This window comes from Thauera sp. SWB20 (genome assembly GCF_000831325.1).
Taxonomy (GTDB): Bacteria; Pseudomonadota; Gammaproteobacteria; order Burkholderiales; family Rhodocyclaceae; genus Thauera; species Thauera aminoaromatica.
Genome location: NZ_JTDM01000015.1, coordinates 139,916 through 159,503 on the forward strand (window position 1 = coordinate 139,916; position 19,588 = coordinate 159,503).

The 19,588-nt window shown below is 67.6% G+C and carries 20 protein-coding genes; 7 read left to right on the forward strand and 13 right to left on the reverse strand.

Translation table 11 applies throughout. The annotated features are described in order from the left end of the window. Positions 1–19: 19 nt before the first annotated feature. From PO78_RS06730 to PO78_RS06775, 10 genes are all read right to left on the reverse strand, one after another. A complete protein-coding gene (locus tag PO78_RS06730; RefSeq protein WP_231570639.1) occupies positions 20–2,197 on the reverse strand; it encodes a patatin-like phospholipase family protein in 2,178 nt (725 codons plus the stop codon). A gap of 128 nt (positions 2,198–2,325) precedes the next feature. Next, positions 2,326–3,138, reverse strand: a complete 813-nt coding sequence (locus PO78_RS06735) for an Lnb N-terminal periplasmic domain-containing protein (protein WP_231570640.1) — start codon at positions 3,136–3,138, stop codon at positions 2,326–2,328. A 225-nt stretch (positions 3,139–3,363) separates the two neighbouring features. Then, on the reverse strand, positions 3,364–3,942 hold the full coding sequence (locus PO78_RS06740; protein WP_052484379.1) for a YSC84-related protein: 579 nt from the start codon (positions 3,940–3,942) through the stop codon (positions 3,364–3,366). Positions 3,943–4,014: 72 nt separating this feature from the next. Continuing rightward, positions 4,015–4,848: a hypothetical protein gene (locus PO78_RS06745; RefSeq protein ID WP_043742849.1), complete on the reverse strand. Its 834-nt coding sequence runs from the start codon at positions 4,846–4,848 to the stop codon at positions 4,015–4,017. Between the two features lie 89 nt (positions 4,849–4,937). Further along, entirely contained in the window at positions 4,938–5,867 is a 930-nt protein-coding gene (locus PO78_RS06750; protein WP_043742851.1) for a hypothetical protein, read from the reverse strand. After that, a complete protein-coding gene (locus PO78_RS06755) occupies positions 5,864–6,700 on the reverse strand; it encodes a DUF2092 domain-containing protein (protein ID WP_052484380.1) in 837 nt (278 codons plus the stop codon). The genes PO78_RS06750 and PO78_RS06755 overlap by 4 nt, the downstream gene beginning before the upstream one ends. A 99-nt stretch (positions 6,701–6,799) precedes the next feature. Further along, positions 6,800–7,435, reverse strand: coding sequence for a DUF3313 domain-containing protein (locus PO78_RS06760; protein ID WP_043742852.1), 636 nt, complete (start codon positions 7,433–7,435; stop codon positions 6,800–6,802). A 122-nt stretch (positions 7,436–7,557) separates the two neighbouring features. Next, positions 7,558–7,953: a response regulator transcription factor gene (locus PO78_RS06765; protein WP_012585027.1), complete on the reverse strand. Its 396-nt coding sequence runs from the start codon at positions 7,951–7,953 to the stop codon at positions 7,558–7,560. 139 nt (positions 7,954–8,092) lie between these two features. Further along, the gene (locus PO78_RS06770) at positions 8,093–8,836 is read right to left on the reverse strand and encodes a response regulator transcription factor (RefSeq protein ID WP_052484381.1); all 744 of its coding nucleotides are present in this window, start codon (positions 8,834–8,836) and stop codon (positions 8,093–8,095) included. Between the two features lie 65 nt (positions 8,837–8,901). Next, positions 8,902–10,656, reverse strand: a complete 1,755-nt coding sequence (locus PO78_RS06775; RefSeq protein WP_231570642.1) for a sensor histidine kinase — start codon at positions 10,654–10,656, stop codon at positions 8,902–8,904. 353 nt (positions 10,657–11,009) lie between these two features. Between PO78_RS06775 and PO78_RS06780 the strand changes: the two genes are divergently transcribed. From PO78_RS06780 to PO78_RS06810, 7 genes are all read left to right on the forward strand, one after another. Beyond that, entirely contained in the window at positions 11,010–12,194 is a 1,185-nt protein-coding gene (locus tag PO78_RS06780; RefSeq protein WP_110820759.1) for an IS4 family transposase, read from the forward strand. A 556-nt stretch (positions 12,195–12,750) separates the two neighbouring features. Continuing rightward, positions 12,751–13,311 carry a YidH family protein gene (locus PO78_RS06785; protein WP_043742857.1) on the forward strand — a complete coding sequence of 187 codons (561 nt, stop codon included), beginning with the start codon at positions 12,751–12,753 and terminating at the stop codon, positions 13,309–13,311. Positions 13,312–13,319: 8 nt separating this feature from the next. Beyond that, complete coding sequence (locus PO78_RS06790; RefSeq protein ID WP_004299823.1) at positions 13,320–14,054, forward strand: hypothetical protein; 735 nt, start codon at positions 13,320–13,322, stop codon at positions 14,052–14,054. Positions 14,055–14,086: 32 nt separating this feature from the next. Beyond that, entirely contained in the window at positions 14,087–14,464 is a 378-nt protein-coding gene (locus tag PO78_RS06795; RefSeq protein WP_004299822.1) for a hypothetical protein, read from the forward strand. Positions 14,465–14,533: 69 nt separating this feature from the next. Next, entirely contained in the window at positions 14,534–15,298 is a 765-nt protein-coding gene (xth, locus tag PO78_RS06800) for an exodeoxyribonuclease III (RefSeq protein ID WP_043742859.1), read from the forward strand. 4 nt (positions 15,299–15,302) lie between these two features. Further along, positions 15,303–15,989, forward strand: a complete 687-nt coding sequence (locus PO78_RS06805; protein ID WP_043742861.1) for a Crp/Fnr family transcriptional regulator — start codon at positions 15,303–15,305, stop codon at positions 15,987–15,989. Between the two features lie 146 nt (positions 15,990–16,135). Continuing rightward, a complete protein-coding gene (locus PO78_RS06810) occupies positions 16,136–16,327 on the forward strand; it encodes a YgaP family membrane protein (RefSeq protein ID WP_004299818.1) in 192 nt (63 codons plus the stop codon). A 67-nt stretch (positions 16,328–16,394) separates the two neighbouring features. Here the strand turns inward: PO78_RS06810 and rsmA are convergent, their stop codons facing one another. From rsmA to PO78_RS06825, 3 genes are read right to left on the reverse strand one after another with little or no spacing between them, the layout of a single operon-like run. After that, positions 16,395–17,213, reverse strand: coding sequence for a 16S rRNA (adenine(1518)-N(6)/adenine(1519)-N(6))-dimethyltransferase RsmA (gene rsmA / locus PO78_RS06815; RefSeq protein ID WP_012585021.1), 819 nt, complete (start codon positions 17,211–17,213; stop codon positions 16,395–16,397). A 43-nt stretch (positions 17,214–17,256) separates the two neighbouring features. Then, positions 17,257–18,273 (reverse strand): 4-hydroxythreonine-4-phosphate dehydrogenase PdxA, encoded by a 1,017-nt coding sequence (pdxA, locus tag PO78_RS06820; RefSeq protein WP_043742865.1) that lies wholly within the window; start codon positions 18,271–18,273, stop codon positions 17,257–17,259. Next, positions 18,270–19,586, reverse strand: coding sequence for a peptidylprolyl isomerase (locus PO78_RS06825; protein ID WP_043742867.1), 1,317 nt, complete (start codon positions 19,584–19,586; stop codon positions 18,270–18,272). Before PO78_RS06825 ends, pdxA begins: the two co-directional genes overlap by 4 nt. Between the last annotated feature and the right edge of the window lie 2 nt (positions 19,587–19,588).

Sequence of the window (19,588 nt, forward strand, 5' to 3'; positions counted from 1 at the left end):
TCCGCCCCGCTCGATCGCGCTAGAAGCTGAACAAGGGCCCGAGGTAAAGGTAGACGCTGCCCTTGCCCGAGTCGTTATGGCCGTACGCGAAATACAGCGGTCCGATCGGCGTATCGGCACCGATGAACAGGCTGCCGCCGACGATGTGGTCGCCGCCGAAGATGTCGCCGCTGTCCGCCCACACATTGCCCGCCTCCAGGCTGGCGCCCGCATAGGCCTTGAACTGCTGGATATCGTTGATCCGGCGCATGTAGATCAGGCGCGCGAGGCCGGACTGCTGCCCGCTCAGCCGTCCCTCCTCGAACCCGGACAGGCGCAGGAAGCCGCCGAGGCGTTGCTGGCTCTGCACAGGGGCGGTGCCGTCGATGGTCGCCTTCACCTCCAGGCCGCCGAGCAGCGTGTGGCGCCCCCAGGAGTTGGCGAGCAGGAAGCCGTAGTCCGCCTGATCGAAGTCGGTGTCGGCCCCCAGGTCGCGGCGCGACATCCGCCACTCGGCGCGGGCAGCGTGGCCGGTGCGCGGGAAGTACAGGCTGTCGAGCTTGTCGTCGGTCAGCCGCAGGAACACCTCGCCGGTCTCGAAATCCCGTGCCGGCATCGGTGCCCCGATCCCGACCTCGATGTCGCCCGTACGCCGCAGGTATCCCAGCCTCACCTCGCCCCAGGTCCCGAACTGCCGGCCGACGCCCAGTTCCGCACCGAACCCCCTCACGCGCATCTCCGCGATCTTGTTGTCGTCGTCGTCGAAGGTATTCACGTTGCGGGTCTGGTAGCCGGCCCTTGCAAAGCCGAAATAGCGCGCACCGGGGTCGAAGGGCTGGAAGATCTCGGTGAACAGGCCCGGCTCGTCGCCGATCTGCAGGCCGGTGCGCCATTCTCCGTTGAGCGGGTTCATCGCCGTGCGCGTGTAGGTCAGGCCCAGCCGGAACACCGCGTCGCCCTCGAAATTGCTCGAGGTGATCAGGCCCGTCTGCAGGTAGCCGGGGCCCCACGATTTCTCCTTCGCCTGCACGACGACACCGGATTTGCCATCCTCCTCGACCAGTGCATAACGCACCGACTCGAAGATCTCGAGGCCATAGATCTGCTGGATGTTGTGCTCGAGCTCGGCCACATCGAGCGGCTCGCCAACCTTTACCGAGAGGTGCGCGGCGATGACCTCGTCACTGACGCCCGACTGGTTCTCAATGCGAACGAAGTCGACCTGCCGCGGCCCCGCTCCCGGCTGGCTTCGCGCGGCCACATGCTGCCGGTAATCCGGCTCGGCGAGTGCGTAGCGGTTCAGCTTGTCCGCTGCGCCCCTCGCGGCCTGCTCGCCGAGCGGAATCGCTTCGCGGATCCGGCCGAAGCTGCCGGCGCCGATGTCGCCCAACTGGACCGAGATCTGGACGTCGTCCTCCGCCAGCGTCCTGAGCTGCTGGCGCGAATTGATGACGAAGAGGAAATTCACCATCTGTGCCGCGACGTCGAGGCCGGACTCGATCTCGTCGCGCGTCAACATCTCCGTGCCGAGTTCCGACACGATCACCACGTCGGCCCCCAGCTCGCGCGCCACGCTGATCGGGATGTTGTTCGCGATACCGCCATCGACGAGCAGGCGCCCATCCATCTCGACCGGATAGAAGGCGCCGGGCACCGCCATGCTCGCGCGCAGCGCACGCGGAAGACTGCCCGACTTCAGCACTACCTGATCCCCGGTCTCGAGGTCGGCCGCCACCGCGCGGAAGGGGATGGGCAGCTTGTCGAAGTCGCCGACGGCGGAAACACCCTGGGTCAGGCGGTTCAATTCCAGGTCGAACTTCTGCCCCTGCACCACGGCCAGCGGCAACTTGATCTTGCCGTCGCTGAAGCCCGGCTTGGCCTTGAACACATACAGGGCATCGTCCGCCTTGCGCCGGAAGGAGCGATCGGCCCGATCCGGCGCATCCTCGAACACATCGACCCAGTCGATCTCCCGGATCGCGCGCTCGATGTCGTCCGGGCGCATGCCCGACGCGTACAGCCCGCCGACGATCGAGCCCATGCTGGTGCCGACCACGACGTCGATCGGGATCCGCATCTCTTCGAGCACCTTGAGCACGCCGACGTGCGCGGCCCCCTTGGCGCCGCCGCCAGCGAGCACCAGCCCGATCTTCGGCCTGGCCGGCTCGGCAGAGACTCGCTCCCCGGCGCGCGCGACCGCCATCGAAGAACCCAGCACGATGACCACTGCAAAGCTCAGGATCGAGGTTCCCGCCCACCATGTCCTTCCCGGCCGCATTCCCATCACTCCCCCTTCGATTCAATCGATTGCAGGGCGCGGCGAAGCCGCACCCGATGCGCGCCCGCTTACTGGCCGGGCAAGCCGACACGGATCAGGCGGGAGAAATCCTCCGCATCGCCTGCCGCCCGTGCGCGCGGATTTATATACCCCAGGCGTTGCAGTTCGGCGAATGGCACCCCCGGCGCCAGCATGCCCACGCCATGCAGATACTCCGGCAGGTAACCGCTGGCGAAAACCTTCCACGACAGCGGAACATGGCCCGGATTGATGCGCGCGTTCATCCAGATGCCGGTCGTGCAGTTGTCGATCAGGGTGTTGTAGAACTCGGGCTTCGCCTGGAGGTCGTTGATGCGCTGCATGTACTGCAGGAACACCCGCCGCCCATTCTCGAGCGGGCCGTGCAGGCGATAAACGTACACATCCTCCGGCGGGTCCTTGCGGTAGCTGGTACGCAGGCGGACCACGTCACGCTCGTCGGCCACGACGTAATGGAGCTCGTACTGCTTGAAGAAGCCGCGCGTGGTGGAGTAGGTCTCGCCTCGTTCCTTGCGCGTCTCGATCGAGATGGCGAGCTGTTCACCACCTTCGAAACCGAAGCTCAGGATCGTGTGCGCAATGGCCGGCCCCATCCAGTACACCGCGATCAGGTCCACCGAGCGCAGCTTGCCGAGGTCGTAGGTCCGGTCGTAATAATGCGGCGTGTAGTCGGTCTCGCTGCGGTAGGCGAAATTGCGCACGTTGCGCACGGTAACCAGATCGCCATTGATCTCGGCATGTGCGAGCCGGGCGACGTCAGGCTGCCAGTCGCGATCGTTGGCGGGCTCGATGCCGCTCCACCATCCGAGCAGCACGGCGAACAGCAGGGCAAAGCCGGTCACGGCCGCCCTTGCCCGGCGCCGCGCGCCCACGGCAAGGGCGGTGAGCAGCCCGCAGAGAAGGAACGCTCCGGCCAGCACGGCGCTAGCCAGGGCGTTGGTGGTACTCGAATACAACAAGGCCAAGGCACCCCAGGCCGTTACACCCGACACCAGCAATACGAGCAGGACGCGCCCCGCAATGCAAAGAGCTCTCCGCGGCATCTGCGCGCCCCTATCGACCGCCGATCACTCCGGCTTGAACTTGGTCAGCTTCTGGCCTTTGAGCGAGTAGCCGCCCATCAGGCCTTCCTTGCCGAAGATGAAGGCCACGACCGACGACTTGGCCTTGAGCGTATCGACCGATGCGCCCACGCTCTCGTCGATCAGCGTTACACCCGCGTCGATCCCGGCATCCCAGCCCTTGCCGGTGCGGAAGTCGTTCAAGGCCGCCTCGGTCAGGAAAATGAACAGGTAGTTCGCCTGCTGGACGCCGGCCTGGAAGCCCACCGATGCGGCCGCCAGGCGGTAGTAATCGACCGTCTTCCCACCGATTCGCAGGGCGCCGTCGCCCCACTGGCCGCCGACCACGAGGCCGACCTTCTTGACCTCGGGAATCACCAGCACCCCCTTCGCCGCGGCCAGATACTCGTCGGCCCCCTTCACCGTCCTGCGAAACTCGGACAGCGCTGCATCGGCATGGGCATCGATCTCGCGAGCGGAATCGGCGTGAGCCGCGCCGACCGCCAGGAAGGCCAGCAGCGTCATGGCGAGCCGGATCAGCTTGCCGGCTGCGGGAATGGTCGTCGGAATGGTTCTCGCGTACATGGATTGAGCTCCTTCAGGTAATCGGTTGGTTTGGCGCGGCATCAGGCCGCTGAAAAATGGAACAGGCGCCCATCACTTCGGAAACAGGAAGGTCACGGCAAAGCGGAAGCCCCAGCCGTCCGGGCCGCCATCCGGGCTGTCTGCCCAGTAGCGCGCGCCCGCCTGCAGCGTCAGCGGCTGCCCGCCGACGCGCAGCATCTGCGTCGCCATCAGGTTGACCGGCACCGACCAGGTCTCGGTCTTCCAGTCGTAGGTCGACTCGGTGTTGATCATGAAGGTGGTGGAGGTGCGCGTCGTGTAGCCGAAGAAAGGCTGAATCAGGCTCGCGCTGATGTCGTCCCGATCATCCTCACCCGCCACCGACCAAAGGTGGTTGCCGAGCACGCCGTAGGTCCAGCCGTTCGCCTGCTTGACCACGACCGCGGTCGGCCCGAGCGCCCATTTCTCGCCTCCGAGCACCTTGTCACTCGCGGTCGGCAACAGGAGCGCCGGGCCGACGCCCCAGATCCAGCCGCCCGCGGTCGGCGCCTTGGGTGAAAAGAAAAGGTTCTGCTGCACGTCGCCCAAACCGGACTCATCGAGTGTGCCGCCAGCGGCGAAGTCCTCCTGATCGATCAGCGGCACGATGGTGCGCGAAATCAGGTTCCAGTCCTCGTTGAGATCGAAGGGAACCACCGGCCGGAGATTGAGCACCCACTTCTTGCCGTCTCCCGTCGCGCCGTAGCCCTCGTCGTAGTTGAGCTGCAGAGGAAAGCTGATCATGGCGGAAATCGGGTTTTGCGCTTTCATGGCCAGTTCGGCATCAGAGTCCGCGCTGGCAGCCGGGCTCATCGCCAGGCCAAGCACCGCCAGCAGGGTCGGCAGCACCGCACGCGCGGCGCCTGCGTACGCCTTGCATTCGTTCATGCACATGATTCCTGAATCTTCAACATTCAGTGGATCAGTCCGGGACGGCACCCGTGTGGGCGCACCGTCCCGGACTCACACCTGCACACCTACTTCGCCGGCGCCTGCTCGGGTGGCTGCACCGGCATGTAGACCGGCCCCGAAGGCCCGTAGGCCTGCATGTAGTAGGACTCGCCGCAACGGTAGTAGGTGACGCCATTGACCGAGCTCACGTCGGGCGCACATGGCAGCCCGGCCGCCGCCACCGGGGCGGGCGCAGGCGCCGGAGCGGGCGCAGGCGCAGGCGCGGGGGCGGAGCTTGCCGGCGGCGGGGGCGCACTGGAGGTCGACGTGCTGCTGTGCGCTGCGTCCGTCACCACCGCGCCAACGACAGCGCCCCCGATGAAGCCGACGGCGGCCGACCCGGCATCCCAGTCGTCATCGTCGTTGTCGTAGTAGTAGCCCGGCGGCGGGGGCGGATAGTAGCCGGCTGCCGGCGGACGGTAGCCCGGCGGATAGGCGGCGGCCGGATATGCGGGTCGTGCCTGCTGCCGCGCCGTCGCGCCGGCCTGGCGCGTCTCGACGTTCTCGTTCGACGCCTGCTGGCGTTGCGCCTGGTTCGCCGAACTGGTCGACTGGCGCTGCTGCTGGTTTTCCGCCGCCGCACTCTGGCGCTGCGCCTGGTTCGCCGAACTCGTGCCCGAGGCCGCACTTTGGCGCGCGGCCTGGTTGGCCGAACTGGTGCTCGAGGCCGCGCTCTGGCGCGAAGCCTGATTGGCCGAGGTCGTGCCGGCCGGTCGTGCCTGGCGAGGCTGTGTGGACACCGTGGCCGTCGCCGAACGGCTTCCGGCGAAGCTGCCTGCCGATGCAGTTCCCTGACGCGAAAAGCTCTTGCTCGCCTGCGGCGCGCCGGCAGTCCGGGCGGATGCACCGGCCGCCCTGGTCTCGCGGGCTTGCACGTCCTGCACCACGAACATGCCCGAGACGAGGAGCGCAAGCACCGCCATCGACATCACGCGCGCCTGTTTGCCTGCTTTCATGGCTTGACTCCTTCTGTGACGGCACCTTCCGCGGACTCGGCGGCGTCAGGCGGCGCGACGAGCTGGACGGCGAAGATGATCTGCCGCGCATCCGCACTCGGCTTGAATTCAAAGCGGTCTGCGGCGAAGCTCGGCGCCAGATCCCACTTGGAGAAATCGGCCCGGAACTGCGGATGTCCCTCCGACGCCGGATAGGTCATCACGATGCGCAGGGGCGTGGGCTGCTCGCCGTCGGCGATCCACACCTGGAAATCGGCCTGCGCGGTGCGGGCCGCAATGTGGTGGGCCGGTTTGCCGAGAATGTCGGTCAGGCCCACATAGTCGATGCTGCGAACCCGGCGCTGCAGTTCGCCGGCAAAATCCGTCAACAGCAAGGGCGCGAGCGGCATGCGCATCTGCAGGTCGCGGACGAAATACCTGACCGAGGCATCGATGTCGCCCGGCTGCGGCGCCTGCGCGAACACGCTCGTCGCGCCGTCCAGCACCGTGATCGACTTGCCGTCGAACAGGATCAGATCCTGGCTGCCATCACCCGCCGACTCCGCGATGCGGACCTTGTCCGGGCGCTGAACCTCGAGCTCGCGGATTTCACCGAACTCGATCTTTTGCCCATTGTCCTGAACGACGTCGTACGCGACGTTCAGCGAGACGCTGAAGCGCTCGGCAGCGCCGAGCGTCCTGGCCATCTCGAGCAGGCGATCGCGTGCGAACTGCTGCCCGACGCTCTCGGCAACCATCACGCCGCCCGGCTCCTGGCCGGAAGGCGCCCCCTGCGCATGCACGGCGCCCGCTGCAAACAGCGACGCCGCCAACACCAAACTGGATCGCAACATCACGCGTCCTCGAATTGAAAACCGACACTGGGGAAAAGGGCACCTGCGCCGCACGAACCAAGCTCGAACGGCACGGGGCGCCCGCTCGCCCCGCCTGCCTCACTTGCCCGCCAGCATGCGCGCCTTGAAGCGCTCGGCGTAGAAGGTGAAGTTGCTCTTGATCGTGTCCCACGACAGGGCGTCACCTTCAGGCGCCTTGGGGGCCTTGTCGATGAGCACGCCCAGGCGCTCGCCGCTGACCGCGTCGAGCATCTCGACCTCGAGTGCGGCCTCGTTCATGGACACCCGTGCGCCCGTCGCACTGGCGACCGCATGCACGACGAAGCCCACCGGCGTGTAGCTCAGCAGGCCGCGCTTGGGCTCGCTCAGCTTCACGTTGGTGATCGCCGAACGGAGGTAGATCACGCCCGGACCGCCCTGACTCAACACCGGGATCTCGGGCTCGAGCGTCCTGACCAGAGCCTCGTGAAAACTGTCGGCCAGCACCTTCATCTCGTTCGGATCGATCCCCTGATAGGGTGAATCCGGGCTGATGAAGATCTGCACGGGCGCCATCATCACCCTGGTATAGGCCGAACGGTCGAGACCCGGCTTTGTCCAGATCATCGCTCCCGGCCGATCGGCGTCCTTGACCAGCTCGGGCATGTTGTCGATGAATCGGGTGTCGGCAGCAAACGCCTGCTGCGCCGACACGAAAAGAAGCCCTGCAATGAAAAGTGCGCGCTTGGCGAACATGCTGCCTCCTGAAGTTGTGGAATCGGACACCGCGGGGGCTCTGGAGCGCCGAGGCCCCACCCGCGGCAATGCTCGCTGCCACTCTACGGACCGGCCCACCCGCATGCCATTAGACCTTGGTCCTAGCGCAGGGCGCGCGGGGTGCCGGCGTCGCCGGCGCTGACCCAGGCGATGGCGTCCATCAGCGCCTGGTCATCGACCGGCTTGCGCAGGAAGAAACTGGCGCCCAGCTCGCGGGCGCGCTCTCGGACCTGGTTGTCGTCGAGTGCCGACACGGCGACGACCGGCAGGTCGCGCCCCAACTCGCGCATCCGGATCTGCGTCTGCAGCCCGGAGAGCCTGGGCATCGTCATGTCGAGCAGAAGACAGCCCACCGCATCGGGCGCCAGCTCGGCGAGGAACTGCTCGCCCTGGGCATAGGCCTTGACCTGATATCCGCTGGCGCACAGCAGCCTGGACAGTGCCTTGCGGACGGATTCGTCATCGTCGACGACATACACGCAGAACGCAGACGCCATGACAGTCCCTGGGCAGCGGTTGACGGAGTGTCTCGACGGTATTGGCAGAGGCGAAACCGCGCCATTGGACCTTGGTCCTATCCCCAGCGTGGGCAAGATCGCTCGACACGGCCTGGCCAGGCCACAGGCCTGGGCTGGGTCAAGCCCGCGGGCGAGGCGCCCTTTCGCAACGGCCGCCCGAATTCAGGCAGGCACGGCGCGCGCAGCGCGGACCCGTGCGAGCGCCGAAGAGACACTCGCCCGATCCGCTCGAGGCCAGCTCGCACAGATGCACGAGCTCGGCCACCGACCGCACGGCCATGGTCTTCATCATATTGGCGCGATGGACCTTGACGGTCTTGATCGAGATCCCCAGGTCATCGGCGATCTGCTTGTTGAGGCGGCCGTCGATGACGAGCTTGAGCACCTCGCGCTCCCTGCCCGAGAGCGCCGCGAGACGGTCGGCGATCTCGTCGACCTGCTGGTCCCTGGATTGCAGCACGGCGTGGCGTGCAAGCGCCTCGCGCAGGGTGTCGACCAGCACGGACTCGTCTACCGGCTTTTGCAGAAAATCGACCGCGCCGTTCTTCATTGCCCGGATGCCGGTGGGCAGATCGCCATGTGCCGTGAGGTACACGACCGGCAAGGCGATGCCGCGCGCCAGCAGTTCGCCGTGCAGGTCCGGCCCCGTCACGACGGGCATCTGCACGTCGAGCAGCATGCATCCATGCTCGATGATGGGCAGGCGTTGCAGGAATTCGGGCGCCGAACCGAAAGCCTCGACCTTGAAACCGGCCGCACGCAAGAGCCGCACAAGGCCTCGGCGCAGGCTGTCGTCGTCATCGACGACGAAGATCGTGGGCTCACCGGCGATCACCGGCGCGTCGGAGTCGGGCCGCAACATCTGCAAAGTTCCTGACACAAGGCAAGGCTGCATCTTAGCCGGAGAATGCGGGGCGACCCGATCGATCAGCGCGCGAGCGCGGGCAAGGTGAAGCTGAAGGTCGCCCCCGGCCCCGCGTTGTTCTCGCCCCAGATCCGTCCGCCCTGCGCCTCGACGATCGACCGGCAGATCGCAAGCCCCATGCCGATGCCCGTCGTCTTGGTCGTCCAGAAGGGCTGGAACACTTTTCCGGGATCCAGGACTTCGAGACCATGGCCGACGTCCGTTACGGAAAACTTTACCCCCCTGGCTTCGTCTCGCGTCACCGTCAGGCTCAGCAGGCGGCCGCCGGGCGGAAGCTCGTGCATGGCCTCGATGCCGTTCATGATCAGGTTGATGAGGACCTGCTGGATCTGCGCCCGATCGACCTCGATGCAGCCCTCGGCAAGCAGATCGAGCTCGAACCGCACATCGTTCATGACCAGTTCGCTATGCATCAGGCCCATGACGTCCCGCACCAGTTGCGCGATCTCCACGCGCTGGCGCTCGGTGGGCCGGCGGCGCAGCATCGCACGCAGGGATTCGATGACCTGAGCGGCACGCTTGTCGTCGGCCACGATGTCCTCGAGGATCGCCTCGCCTTCCTCGGTGGGCAAGGCACCGGCCCGGAGCATTCGCAGCCCGGCCTGCGCATTGCTGAGGATGGCGGTGAGCGGCTGGCTCAGTTCGTGCGCCAGCGATGAAGTCATCACCGCGATCTGCGCGACGCGATCGGCGTGCCAGCGTTGCGCACGCAGGCTCTCGAGCTCGAGCTCGTCACGGCGACGAAGCGTGATGTCCTGCAGCGTGCCGAAAACACGCGGGCCGGACGCCGGGCCGCCCGCGACCCGCTCGAAATGGTTCTCGACGAAACGCTCTTCCCCACCTGCGCCCAGAATGCGGTGGTGGATGCGCTGGCGGGCGGGGGTCGCCGACAGGCAGGCGTCGACGGCCTGAGCCAGCGCCCCCCTGTCGTCTTCCGGCACCCTGTCCATGAAGGCCTTGAACGATCCGGCTCTGGAGCCCAGGATCAGCTCGGTCTGCGGCGAGGTCCACACCGCATCGGTCTGCACGTCCCACTCCCAACTGCCGAGCCCCGCGATGCGCTGCGCCTCGCGCAGGCCTTCTTCGCTGCGCCGCAGGGCATCGAAGACGCTTTTGCGCGCAAGCGCACTCACAAAAACGCCCCCCAATACCTGAATGCGCTCGACGAGCACCGGCGTCCAACGCATCTCGGCGGTGTTGCTGACCAAGGCCATCACGTGACGCACCTCATCGCCGACAACGTAGGGAATGTAAAGGCCCGAGCGCGTCCCCTTCATCTCGAGAAAACGGCGATCGATCTCGGCCTCGACGGGAATGTCATCCCAGCGGTTGAAGAAATACAGGCGACGCTGGATTACAACCTTGTCGTACACCCAGGGGCAGAGGCGGTCATAGGGCAAGACATGCTTTTCAGCCGGAACGATCCCTTCCGCATGGTTCAGGTGGGTCAGACGGAGATGCCCGGGCGTCTCCACCGTGGCGAAGAAGCCGGCCTGATCGGCGCCGGTGAAATCGAGCATGTCCTTCAGGGCCCGCTCGATCTCCAGGTCGATCTGATCGGACCAGGCACCGGCGAATCGCGCGCAGGCATCGGCGATCACCCGCTCGAAGCGCAGCGAATCGGCCTGCTTGTGCTCGAGGGCCTGATGCCGCAGCGCACCGGCAAGCGTTTCCCCGAGCAGGCGCAGGCGGGCGATCGTCTCATCGGTCCAGCCCGGATCGTCACGACAGCACCCCAGCCCCAGCACGAACTCCACCGCGTCCGCATGCGAGACGGGAACGAAGAGCGCGGACCGCAGCTGCCATCCGCTCAGCCCGGCACGATCGAGCGCTGCCGCGGGCGGCAGGCGATCGATCGACGGAATGCTCACCACCCGGCCGCAGACAACGACCTCGTCGAAGAGCCAGGGGAAGATCTCCGCCGCATCCGGCCCGCTCGCGGGCAGGTTCGCCCCAATGCTCTCAACTTTAGCTTATAGCCCTTGTGAACCCTATGGGAAACGGGTAAAATGGCGTTCGTTAAGTCATTGATAAATAGACAATATGAACTCGAATACTCGACCACGAGTCGCTGCTGTCCGAGTTCGCTGACTTTCTGCTCGACCCCGCGCTGGCCGAGCAGGTACGTCTTCGGCCTGGGGCCTTCACCCGCGATCGCAAGCTCACCCTGCCGCGCCTGGCGGCCATGATGATCTCGGGCATGTGCGCGAGCGTTCAAGCCGAACTCGACGCCTTTTTCGGTCGCCTGCATGCGGTGCCCGGGCGGATCCGCGAGGTCAGCGCACAGGCCTTCAGCAAGGCCCGCCAGGGGTTTTCGGGCCGGCTGTTCGAATTGGCCAGTGCGCACCTGCTGCACCTGGCGCGCCCGCACATAGAGGCGGCACGCTGGAATGGCCGCCGCGTGGTGGCGGCTGATGCGTCGCGCCTGCGTGTGTCGACACGCAAGACGGCCGCACTGACGGCGGACCACTACGCGTTTGCCTTGTTTCTGCCGGGCACCGAACTCACGCTGCACGCCAGTCTGCATCCGGCCGACGGCTCGGAGCGGCAGATGCTGTTCGAGGCGCTCGACGCACTCGATCCGGCGCAGGATCTGCTCGTGCTCGACCGAGGTTACGTCGGCAACACCATGGCAGCGACGCTGGCGCAACACGGCATGGCCTTCTGTCTGCGCGTCGATGCCAGCGGCTGGCGTTGCGTCGCCGACTTCCGACGCTCGAACGAGGCCGAGCGCGTGGTCACACTGTCGCCGCCCACCGCACGCGATGCCAGCACGTTCGATCTGGCCCGCACCGCCACCACCGTGCGCCTGATCCGCAACATCGCTCCGAACGGCCAGATCCGCGTCCTGATGACCAACCTGCTCGATGCCCAGTCGTATCCGGCCGCGCAGTTCAGCGCGCTCTATCACCAGCGCTGGCGCGTCGAGGAGGCCTTCAAGCGCATCAAGCATCGTCTGCGCCTCGAGGCCACGACGGGGTTGAACTACCTCGCCCTGCAGCAGGACTTCGCCGCCAAGATTCTGGCCGACAACCTGTGCGCACTGCTCAGCGGCAGCGGCACCGACGACGCCATCCAGACCGGCTCCCGCCCGAATCGCACCTACGCATTCGGCGCACTCAAGCCCATCCTCGCCGGGTGCCTGCTCGGCATCGCTCAGGCATGGGCGGCATTGCCCGATACCCTGGCCGCCATGGGCCGCAGTCGATGCCGCATCCAGCCAGGCAGAAGCTACCCACGACCGCCCCGAAGCAAGCCACATTTGCATATGTCCTATAAGGGAGCGTTAAGTTGAGAGCATTGAGGTTCGCCCCACCCCTGTGCACGCAGTCGCGGACGAGCACGCGGCGGTCCGCGTGCGCCACGGCGCACAGGATGCCCCGATCCGCGTCGAAGAACTCGGCGATGCGCTGCAAGGCATTGCGGACCTGCTCGTCGACCTGGGTGCCGCGGGCACGCACGAGGCTGGAGGACAAGGCCGACGCCAGCGCAAGAAAGCTGAGATCGTCCACGGCGGCGGCAGTCGCACGCCCTTGCTCCTCGGCGCGCAGATTGCCGCCCTCCTTGTCCGGCGAGCCGGCTCCCGTCCCGTTCAACATCGATGCCAAGACCCCGTAAGAAAGCGACCCGATTGACGAGCCCGCCGGACGCAGGGGCGCGCGCCGGGCCGGAGCCGGACTAAGCCCAAGGTCCAATGCCCTCCATGTCCCGCTGCGCGTAAGGTGCGAGCAATCCGATTCGCGGGCCTATCGATGCGCACGCCGGGCGCCGCGCTGCGGGCTCGATGCGCTCGGATCACCGCAAGACCCGCTTTTATCACAAGCAGATGGCCATCTGTGCAGGAGTCCGATGTGGCAGACGACGACAAGCGACCAACGGACGGCGAACCGGCCTCGGGCCGCAAGACGCCGCCATCCCACCCGTCCCTGACCGGAAAGCTCAAGGGCGTGTTCTCGGGTGCAGGCCCCGGACGCCCCCAGGCCAGCGAAACCAAGGCGGCCAAGGCGCTCGCGCACGAGCTCAAGTCGTCCAACGAGCTCGCCGAAGACCGCACCCTCCTCGCCATCAAGCGCACGGTGATGGGCGCCGATCGCACGCTGATGGCCTGGCTGCGCACCGCATTGTCGATGATCAGCTTCGGCTTCACCATCTACAAGGTGCTCGAGGGGCTCAAGGGCGGCGACGTCAATTTGGTCCCCCAGCAATATGAACCGCGCACCGTTGGCCTCTTCCTCGTCGGGCTCGGCACGCTGGCGATGGTCATGGGCACCGTCGAGTACTGGTTTTCAATCAAGGGCATGCGGCCGGTCGCGGCGGTCGCCATCTGGAAGCGCCCCTCCTTCGTCATGGCGCTCATCATCTCCCTCGTGGGCCTGGGGGTGTTCGTGAGCATCATCGCGAACCTGCTCTGAGAACTGGCATGGAAGCCGCCAAGCTCCTCGAAACGGGCCTCGCGGCGCTGCTGCTCGCGGCCGCCTTCCTCGTCGGCGAGCGCACCCGCATTCTCGGCCGGCTGCTCGGGCCGCGCAGCTTCACCTCGTTCGGCGGCGGAATGGCGGCCGCCTACGTGTTCCTCCACGTCATGCCGGAACTGCACGGCGCGCGCCATGCGTTCACGGAAGCGGCCGCCAGGGCGCTGCCCTACGAAGGCAAGGCGATCTACTACCTGGCCCTGGCCGGATTCCTGAGCTTCTACGGCATCCGGCACTTCCATACGCGCCAGTCGAGCGCGCGCGAGGGCAAGCCGGATCGCCTGGACTTCCAGGTCCAGATCGGCGGCTTCGCCGCCTACGCCTGGCTGATGGGCTATCTGCTGCTGCGCGGGCTCGAGGCGCATCACGCCGCCATCGAACTGTACGCGGTCGCCATGAGCTTTCACTGTCTCGCAATCAACCGCGAACTCAGTAATGAATACGGCAACGACTATCGCGGCAGCGGTCGCTTCGTCCTCGCCGGCATGGCGCTCGCCGGCTGGGCAAGCGCGGCGCTGCTCGACCTGCCGGCGAGCCTGATCCCGCTGCTGCTCGCCTTCCTGTCGGGCGCAGTGATCATGAACAGCCTGATCCTGGAACTGCCGACGGAGAAGGACGGCCGGTTCTGGCCCTTCCTGTCGGGCGGTCTCCTCTACGGCCTCATCCTGCTGCCCCTGGGCTGACGGCAAGGACACCTCAATGGAGAACACCCGAAATGGATGACATCTGGATTCGCATCCTCGACAACATGGGCGATCGCGTCAGCGGTCCGCTGAAGTTCCGCCTGCTGCTGCAACCGCTCATGGCGGCGTTCTTCGCCATCAAGGCCGGGCTGCTCGACGCACGGACCGGCAAACCGCCCTACTTCTGGGCGCTGGCAACCCATCCGGAGCACCGGATCGACATGCTGAAGCATGGCTGGAAGGACGTCAGCAAGGTCTTCCTCCTCGCCGTCGTGCTCGATGTCGCCTACCAGATCATCGTGCTGCGCTTCGTGTATCCGGGCGAAGTGATCCTCGTGGCGTTCACGCTGGCGATCCTGCCCTACCTGCTTCTGCGCGGGCTGGTCACCCGCATTGCCAGGAGGCGCTGATCGCGAGCCGGTGACTTGTGGCTTGGCGGCTTACAATGGCGGGCCTTGCTTCAATCGCCGGTTCGACAGATGAAGATCGCCACCTGGAACGTCAACTCGCTCAAGGTCCGCCTGCCCCAGGTCCTCGACTGGCTCGCCGCCAACCAGCCCGACGCGCTGTGCCTGCAGGAGCTCAAGCTCGAGGACAAGGCCTTCCCGCTCGCCGAGCTCGAAGCCGCCGGCTACCACGCCGTCTTCATCGGCCAGAAGACCTACAACGGCGTCGCCATCCTGAGCCCGCAGCCGATCGCCGAGGCCAGCGTGGTGCGCAACATCCCCGGCTTCGAGGACGAGCAGAAGCGCATCATCGCCGCCACCATCGCGGGCGTGCGTGTGGTGTGCGGCTACTTCCCCAACGGCCAGGCGGTGGGTTCGGACAAGTTCGAGTACAAGCTGCGCTGGCTCGCGGCGCTGACCGACTGGCTGCGCGAGGAGCTGAAGACGCACGAACGCCTGGTGCTGGCCGGCGACTTCAACATCGCACCGGAAGACCGCGACGCCCACCCCGACTGGAAGGACGAGATCCACGTGTCGGCGCCCGAGCGCGCCGCCTTCCGCGCGCTGCAGGACCTCGGCCTGATCGACGCCTTCCGCCTCTTCGAGCAGCCCGAGCGCGCGTTCTCGTGGTGGGACTACCGGATGATGGCCTTCCGGCGCAACTTCGGCCTGCGCATCGACCACCTGCTGGTGTCGCCGGCGCTGCGCACGGCATGCCGCAGCTGCGTGGTCGACAAGGAACCGCGCCGGCTGGAGCGTCCGTCGGACCACGCGCCGGTGGTGCTGGAACTGGCCTGAAGCGATGAGCGCCAGCACCTCCCCGACCGACGCCGGGCGCCTCGAAGCCCGCTACCCGGTGCTGGCCGAGCTGTCGGCACCGGCGCGCACCCGCCTGCTGCAAAGCGCGCACTGGATGCACGTGCCCGCGGGCGCGATGCTGTTCGACGACCACCAGGCCTGCGAGGGCTTTCCCTTCGTGGTCGAGGGCTCGGTGCGGGTGAGCAAGTGCGCGCCGAGCGGGCGCGAGCTGCCGCTCTACCGCGTCGGCCCGGGCGAGACCTGCATCATCTCCTCGTCCTGCCTGCTCGGCCACGAGGACTACAACGCGCGCGGCGTCACCGAGTCCGACACCCTGCTGATGCTGCTGCCGAAGGCGGTGTTCGACGAGCTGATGGGCGAACGCCCCTTCCGCGACTTCGTCTTCCACCTGTTTGCCGAGCGCATCGCCGACCTGATGCAGTTGATTGAGGAGGTCGCCTTCCGCAAGCTCGACCAGCGCCTGGCGGCGCTGCTGCTCGGCAAGGGCCGGGTGCTGCACGTCACCCACCAGCAGCTCGCCGACGAGCTCGGCAGCGTGCGCGAGATCGTCAGCCGGCTGCTCAAGAGCTTCGCCGAGCAGGGCCTGGTGAAGCTCGCGCGCGAGCAGGTCGAGATCATCGACCCGGCGGGGCTGCGCCGCATGGCCGCCGAAGGCCGGGGCGCGGCCTGAGCCCCCCCTTCCGGGATCCCGCTCCCGGGCGGACCGGCGTAGCATCCCGGATCGGGTACGGGCTGTGTAACCTCGGTTACAGACCGCAGCCGGCCGGGCGTGGTCCAATCCGGCCACTCACCTCATCCGATCCAAGGAGAACACACATGAAAACGAACGTTGGTGGCGCCGACAAGATCCTTCGCATCGTGGCCGGTATCGCGCTGCTCGCCTGGGCGGTGTTCGGCGGCCCGGTGTGGGCCTGGATCGGCATCGTCCCGCTCGCCACCGGCCTGCTCGGCTGGTGCCCCGCCTATACGATGCTGGGCATGAACACCTGCCCGCTCGGCAAGAAGTAAGCACGCCCCACCCCACGAAAAAGCCGGCGCACCGCCGGCTTTTTCACGCGCCTCTCGACTTGGCGCCTCACCCCTCTCGCCCCGCGCACGCATTCGCGATCGCGACGTACTGCTCCACCGACAGCTTCTCGCCACGCAGCCCGGGGTCGATCCCGAGCGCCTGCAGCCCGGCGTCGTCGATGAACTCGCGCAAGGTGTTGCGCAGGGTCTTGCGGCGCTGGCCGAAGGCGGCGGCGACGATGCGCCCGAGCAAGGCCTCGTCGCGCGCGCCGAGCTGCTCCGCCGGCAGCGGCGCCATGCGCACGATGCTGGACATCACCTTGGGCGCCGGACGGAAGGCGCCCGGCGGCACGTCGAACAGCCGCCCCATGCGGAAGCGGTACTGCAGCATCACCGACAGCCGTCCGTACTCCTCGGTGCCGGGCTCGGCCACCATGCGCATCACCACCTCCTTCTGCAGCATGAAGGTCATGTCCTTGACCTGGTCGGCAAAGCCGGCGAGGTGGAACAGGATGGGGGTGGAGATGTTGTAGGGCAGGTTGCCGACGATGCGCAGCCTGGGCCCGACGCCCCCCTCCTCGCCGGCGCAAAGGCTGCCGAAGTCGAACTTCAGCGCGTCGCCCTCGTGCACCGTGAGCTGCGCCGGCGTGTAGCGCTCGTGCAGGCGGGCGATGAGGTCGCGGTCGATCTCGACCACGTGCAGGTGGCCGAGACGCTCGATCAGCGGGTCGGTCATCGCCCCCAGGCCGGGGCCGATCTCGACCATCAGCTCGCCCGGCTGCGGGCGGATGCCGTCGATGATCTTGCGGATGATGTTGGGGTCGGAGAGGAAGTTCTGGCCGAAGCGCTTGCGCGCGCGATGGCCGTCGGTGTCGAAGTCGTGCATGGATTTCCTTTCGCCGGGGCAGCCCGGCCTGGCTGCGCCGCGCTCAGGCGGCGGCGCGCGCCTGCGTCATCGCGATCGCGAGCTCGAGCGCGGCGAAGAGGCTGCCGGGATCGGCGCGGCCGCTGCCGGCGAGGTCGAGCGCGGTGCCGTGGTCTACGGAAGTGCGGATGATCGGCAGGCCGAGCGTGACGTTGACGCCGCCGCCGAAGCTGGCGTGCTTGAGCACCGGCAGGCCCTGGTCGTGGTACATCGCCAGCACCGCATCGCCCTGCGCCAGCGTGTGCGGCACGAACAGGGTGTCGGCGGGCAAGGGACCGACGAGCTGCATGCCCTCGGCGCGCAGGCGCTCGAGCACCGGGATGATGACGTCGATCTCCTCGCGCCCCATGTGGCCGCCCTCGCCCGCATGCGGGTTGAGGCCGGCGACCAGGATGCGCGGCGCGGCGAGGCCGAAGTGGCGGCGCAGGTCGGCGTGCAGGATGCGCAGGGTCTCTTCGAGCACCTGCGGCGTGATCGCCGCCGGCACCGCGGCGAGCGGCAGGTGGGTGGTCGCCAGCGCTACGCGCAGGCCGCCGCCCACCAGCATCATCACCACCCGCGGCGTGCCGGTGTGCTCGGCGAGGTATTCGGTGTGGCCGGTGAAGGGCATGGTCTCGTGGGCGCCGAGACCCTCGCAGATCACACCCTTGTGCACCGGCGCGGTGACCATGGCGGTGAACTCGCCCTGCAGGCAGCCGGCGATCGCGCGGTCGAGCAAGCGCAACACGTAGGCGCCGTTGGCCGGATCGAGCACGCCGGCCCGGGAAGGCGCAGCGAGCGGCAGATGCAGCACCTCGACCGCGCCCTCGGGCGCAGGCCGCGCGGCGTCGAATTCGACCACGCCCACAGCGCTGTCGAGCGCCGCGGCTCGCGCACGCATCAACCCGATGTCGGCGAGCACCACCGGGCGCAGCGGCCAGGCGCGCTCGGCCAGGCGCAGGCACAGCTCGGGGCCGACCCCCGCGGGCTCTCCGCTGGTGATGGCGACGAGCCTGCGCCCCGCTTCCGCGGCGACACTCATTCGCGCTCGATGCGGTAGTCGACGTAGGTGCTGTCGCGCAGCTGGCGCAACCAGTCCTCGTAGGCCTGCTCGGCCTTGCGTTCGCGCAGGGCCTGACGCGCGGCGGCGCGCTTGCGCTCGTCGGTGACGTCCTGCATGCGGCGCTCCACGAGCTGGATCAGATGCCAGCCGAAAGGCGAGCGCACCGGCGCGCTGACCTCGCCCGGCCGCAGCGCGTTCATCGCGCGCTCGAACTCGGGCACGGTGTCGCCCGGGTTGAGCCAGCCGAGATCGCCGCCGCGGGCGGCGGAGAGGTCGGCCGAACTCGCCTTGGCCAGCTCGGCGAAGTCGGCGCCATTGACCACGCGTTCGCGGATCGCCAGCAGGCGGGCCTCCGCGTCGGCGTCGGAGAGGACCTCGGAGGTCTTGATCAGGATGTGGCGCGCGCGCGTCTGCTCGAGCTTCTGCACCGCCGCCGCACCGCCGCCGCGCGCGTCGACCAGGCGCACGATGTGCAGGCCGGCGGCGCTGCGCAGCACCGGCGAAGTCTCGCCCGGGCGCATGCGGCGCACGGCGTCGGCGAACAGGGCCGGCAGGCGATCGAGCGGGCGCCAGCCCAGGCTGCCGCCCTGCAGGCCGTCGGGCGCGTCGGAGACCTCGGCGGCGACGCGGGCGAAGTCCTCGCCCGAGCGCAGCCGAGCCATCACCTGCTCGGCGCGCCTGGCCACCGCCTCGACCTGCTGCGGCGAGGCGCCCTCGGGCGTGCGCAGCAGGATGTGGGCGACGGCGAACTCCTGGCCGGAGAAGGCGTCCGGGTTGTTGGCGATGAAGTTGTCGATCTCGGCGTCGGTGACGACGATGCGGCTGTCGACCTCGCGTTCGCGCAGGCGGGTGAGCAGGATCTCGCTGCGGATCTCGTCGCGGAAGCGGCCCCACGTGACGCCATCCTTCTCCAGCGTGGCGCGCAACTGGTCGATCGAGAGCTTGTTGTTCGAGGCGATGCGCTCGATCGCGCGGTCGAGCGTGACGTCGTCCACGCGCAGCGAGGACTCGCGCGCGAGCTGGAGCTGGGCACGCTCGACGATCAGGCGCTCGAGCAGCTGGCGCTGCAGGACTTCCTCGGGGGGAAGCTGGGCGCCCTGGCGGGCGAGCTGGCGGCGGGTCTGCTCGATGCGCGCGCGCAGCTCGAGGCCGGTGATGACCTCGTTGTTGACGACCGCGACGATGCGGTCGACCTCGACCGCGCGCGGCGCGGAATGCACCGGCAGCGCGAGCGTGGTGGCCGCGAGGCCGATGGCGATTGCGACGCGGGAGCGGAAAAGGAGTCGTTTCATGT

Coding starts and splice junctions, on each gene's coding strand:
- PO78_RS06795 (WP_004299822.1), top strand. CDS start 14,087: ATGGATGACATCTGGATTCGCATCCTCGACAACATGGGCGATCGCGTC.
- PO78_RS06810 (WP_004299818.1), top strand. CDS start 16,136: ATGAAAACGAACGTTGGTGGCGCCGACAAGATCCTTCGCATCGTGGCC.
- PO78_RS06760 (WP_043742852.1), bottom strand. CDS start 7,435: ATGTTCGCCAAGCGCGCACTTTTCATTGCAGGGCTTCTTTTCGTGTCG.
- PO78_RS06750 (WP_043742851.1), bottom strand. CDS start 5,867: ATGAAAGCAGGCAAACAGGCGCGCGTGATGTCGATGGCGGTGCTTGCG.
- PO78_RS06755 (WP_052484380.1), bottom strand. CDS start 6,700: ATGTTGCGATCCAGTTTGGTGTTGGCGGCGTCGCTGTTTGCAGCGGGC.
- pdxA (WP_043742865.1), bottom strand. CDS start 18,273: ATGAGTGTCGCCGCGGAAGCGGGGCGCAGGCTCGTCGCCATCACCAGC.
- PO78_RS06740 (WP_052484379.1), bottom strand. CDS start 3,942: ATGTACGCGAGAACCATTCCGACGACCATTCCCGCAGCCGGCAAGCTG.
- PO78_RS06790 (WP_004299823.1), top strand. CDS start 13,320: ATGGAAGCCGCCAAGCTCCTCGAAACGGGCCTCGCGGCGCTGCTGCTC.
- PO78_RS06765 (WP_012585027.1), bottom strand. CDS start 7,953: ATGGCGTCTGCGTTCTGCGTGTATGTCGTCGACGATGACGAATCCGTC.
- PO78_RS06745 (WP_043742849.1), bottom strand. CDS start 4,848: ATGAACGAATGCAAGGCGTACGCAGGCGCCGCGCGTGCGGTGCTGCCG.
- PO78_RS06825 (WP_043742867.1), bottom strand. CDS start 19,586: ATGAAACGACTCCTTTTCCGCTCCCGCGTCGCAATCGCCATCGGCCTC.
- xth (WP_043742859.1), top strand. CDS start 14,534: ATGAAGATCGCCACCTGGAACGTCAACTCGCTCAAGGTCCGCCTGCCC.
- rsmA (WP_012585021.1), bottom strand. CDS start 17,213: ATGCACGACTTCGACACCGACGGCCATCGCGCGCGCAAGCGCTTCGGC.
- PO78_RS06805 (WP_043742861.1), top strand. CDS start 15,303: ATGAGCGCCAGCACCTCCCCGACCGACGCCGGGCGCCTCGAAGCCCGC.
- PO78_RS06770 (WP_052484381.1), bottom strand. CDS start 8,836: ATGTTGCGGCCCGACTCCGACGCGCCGGTGATCGCCGGTGAGCCCACG.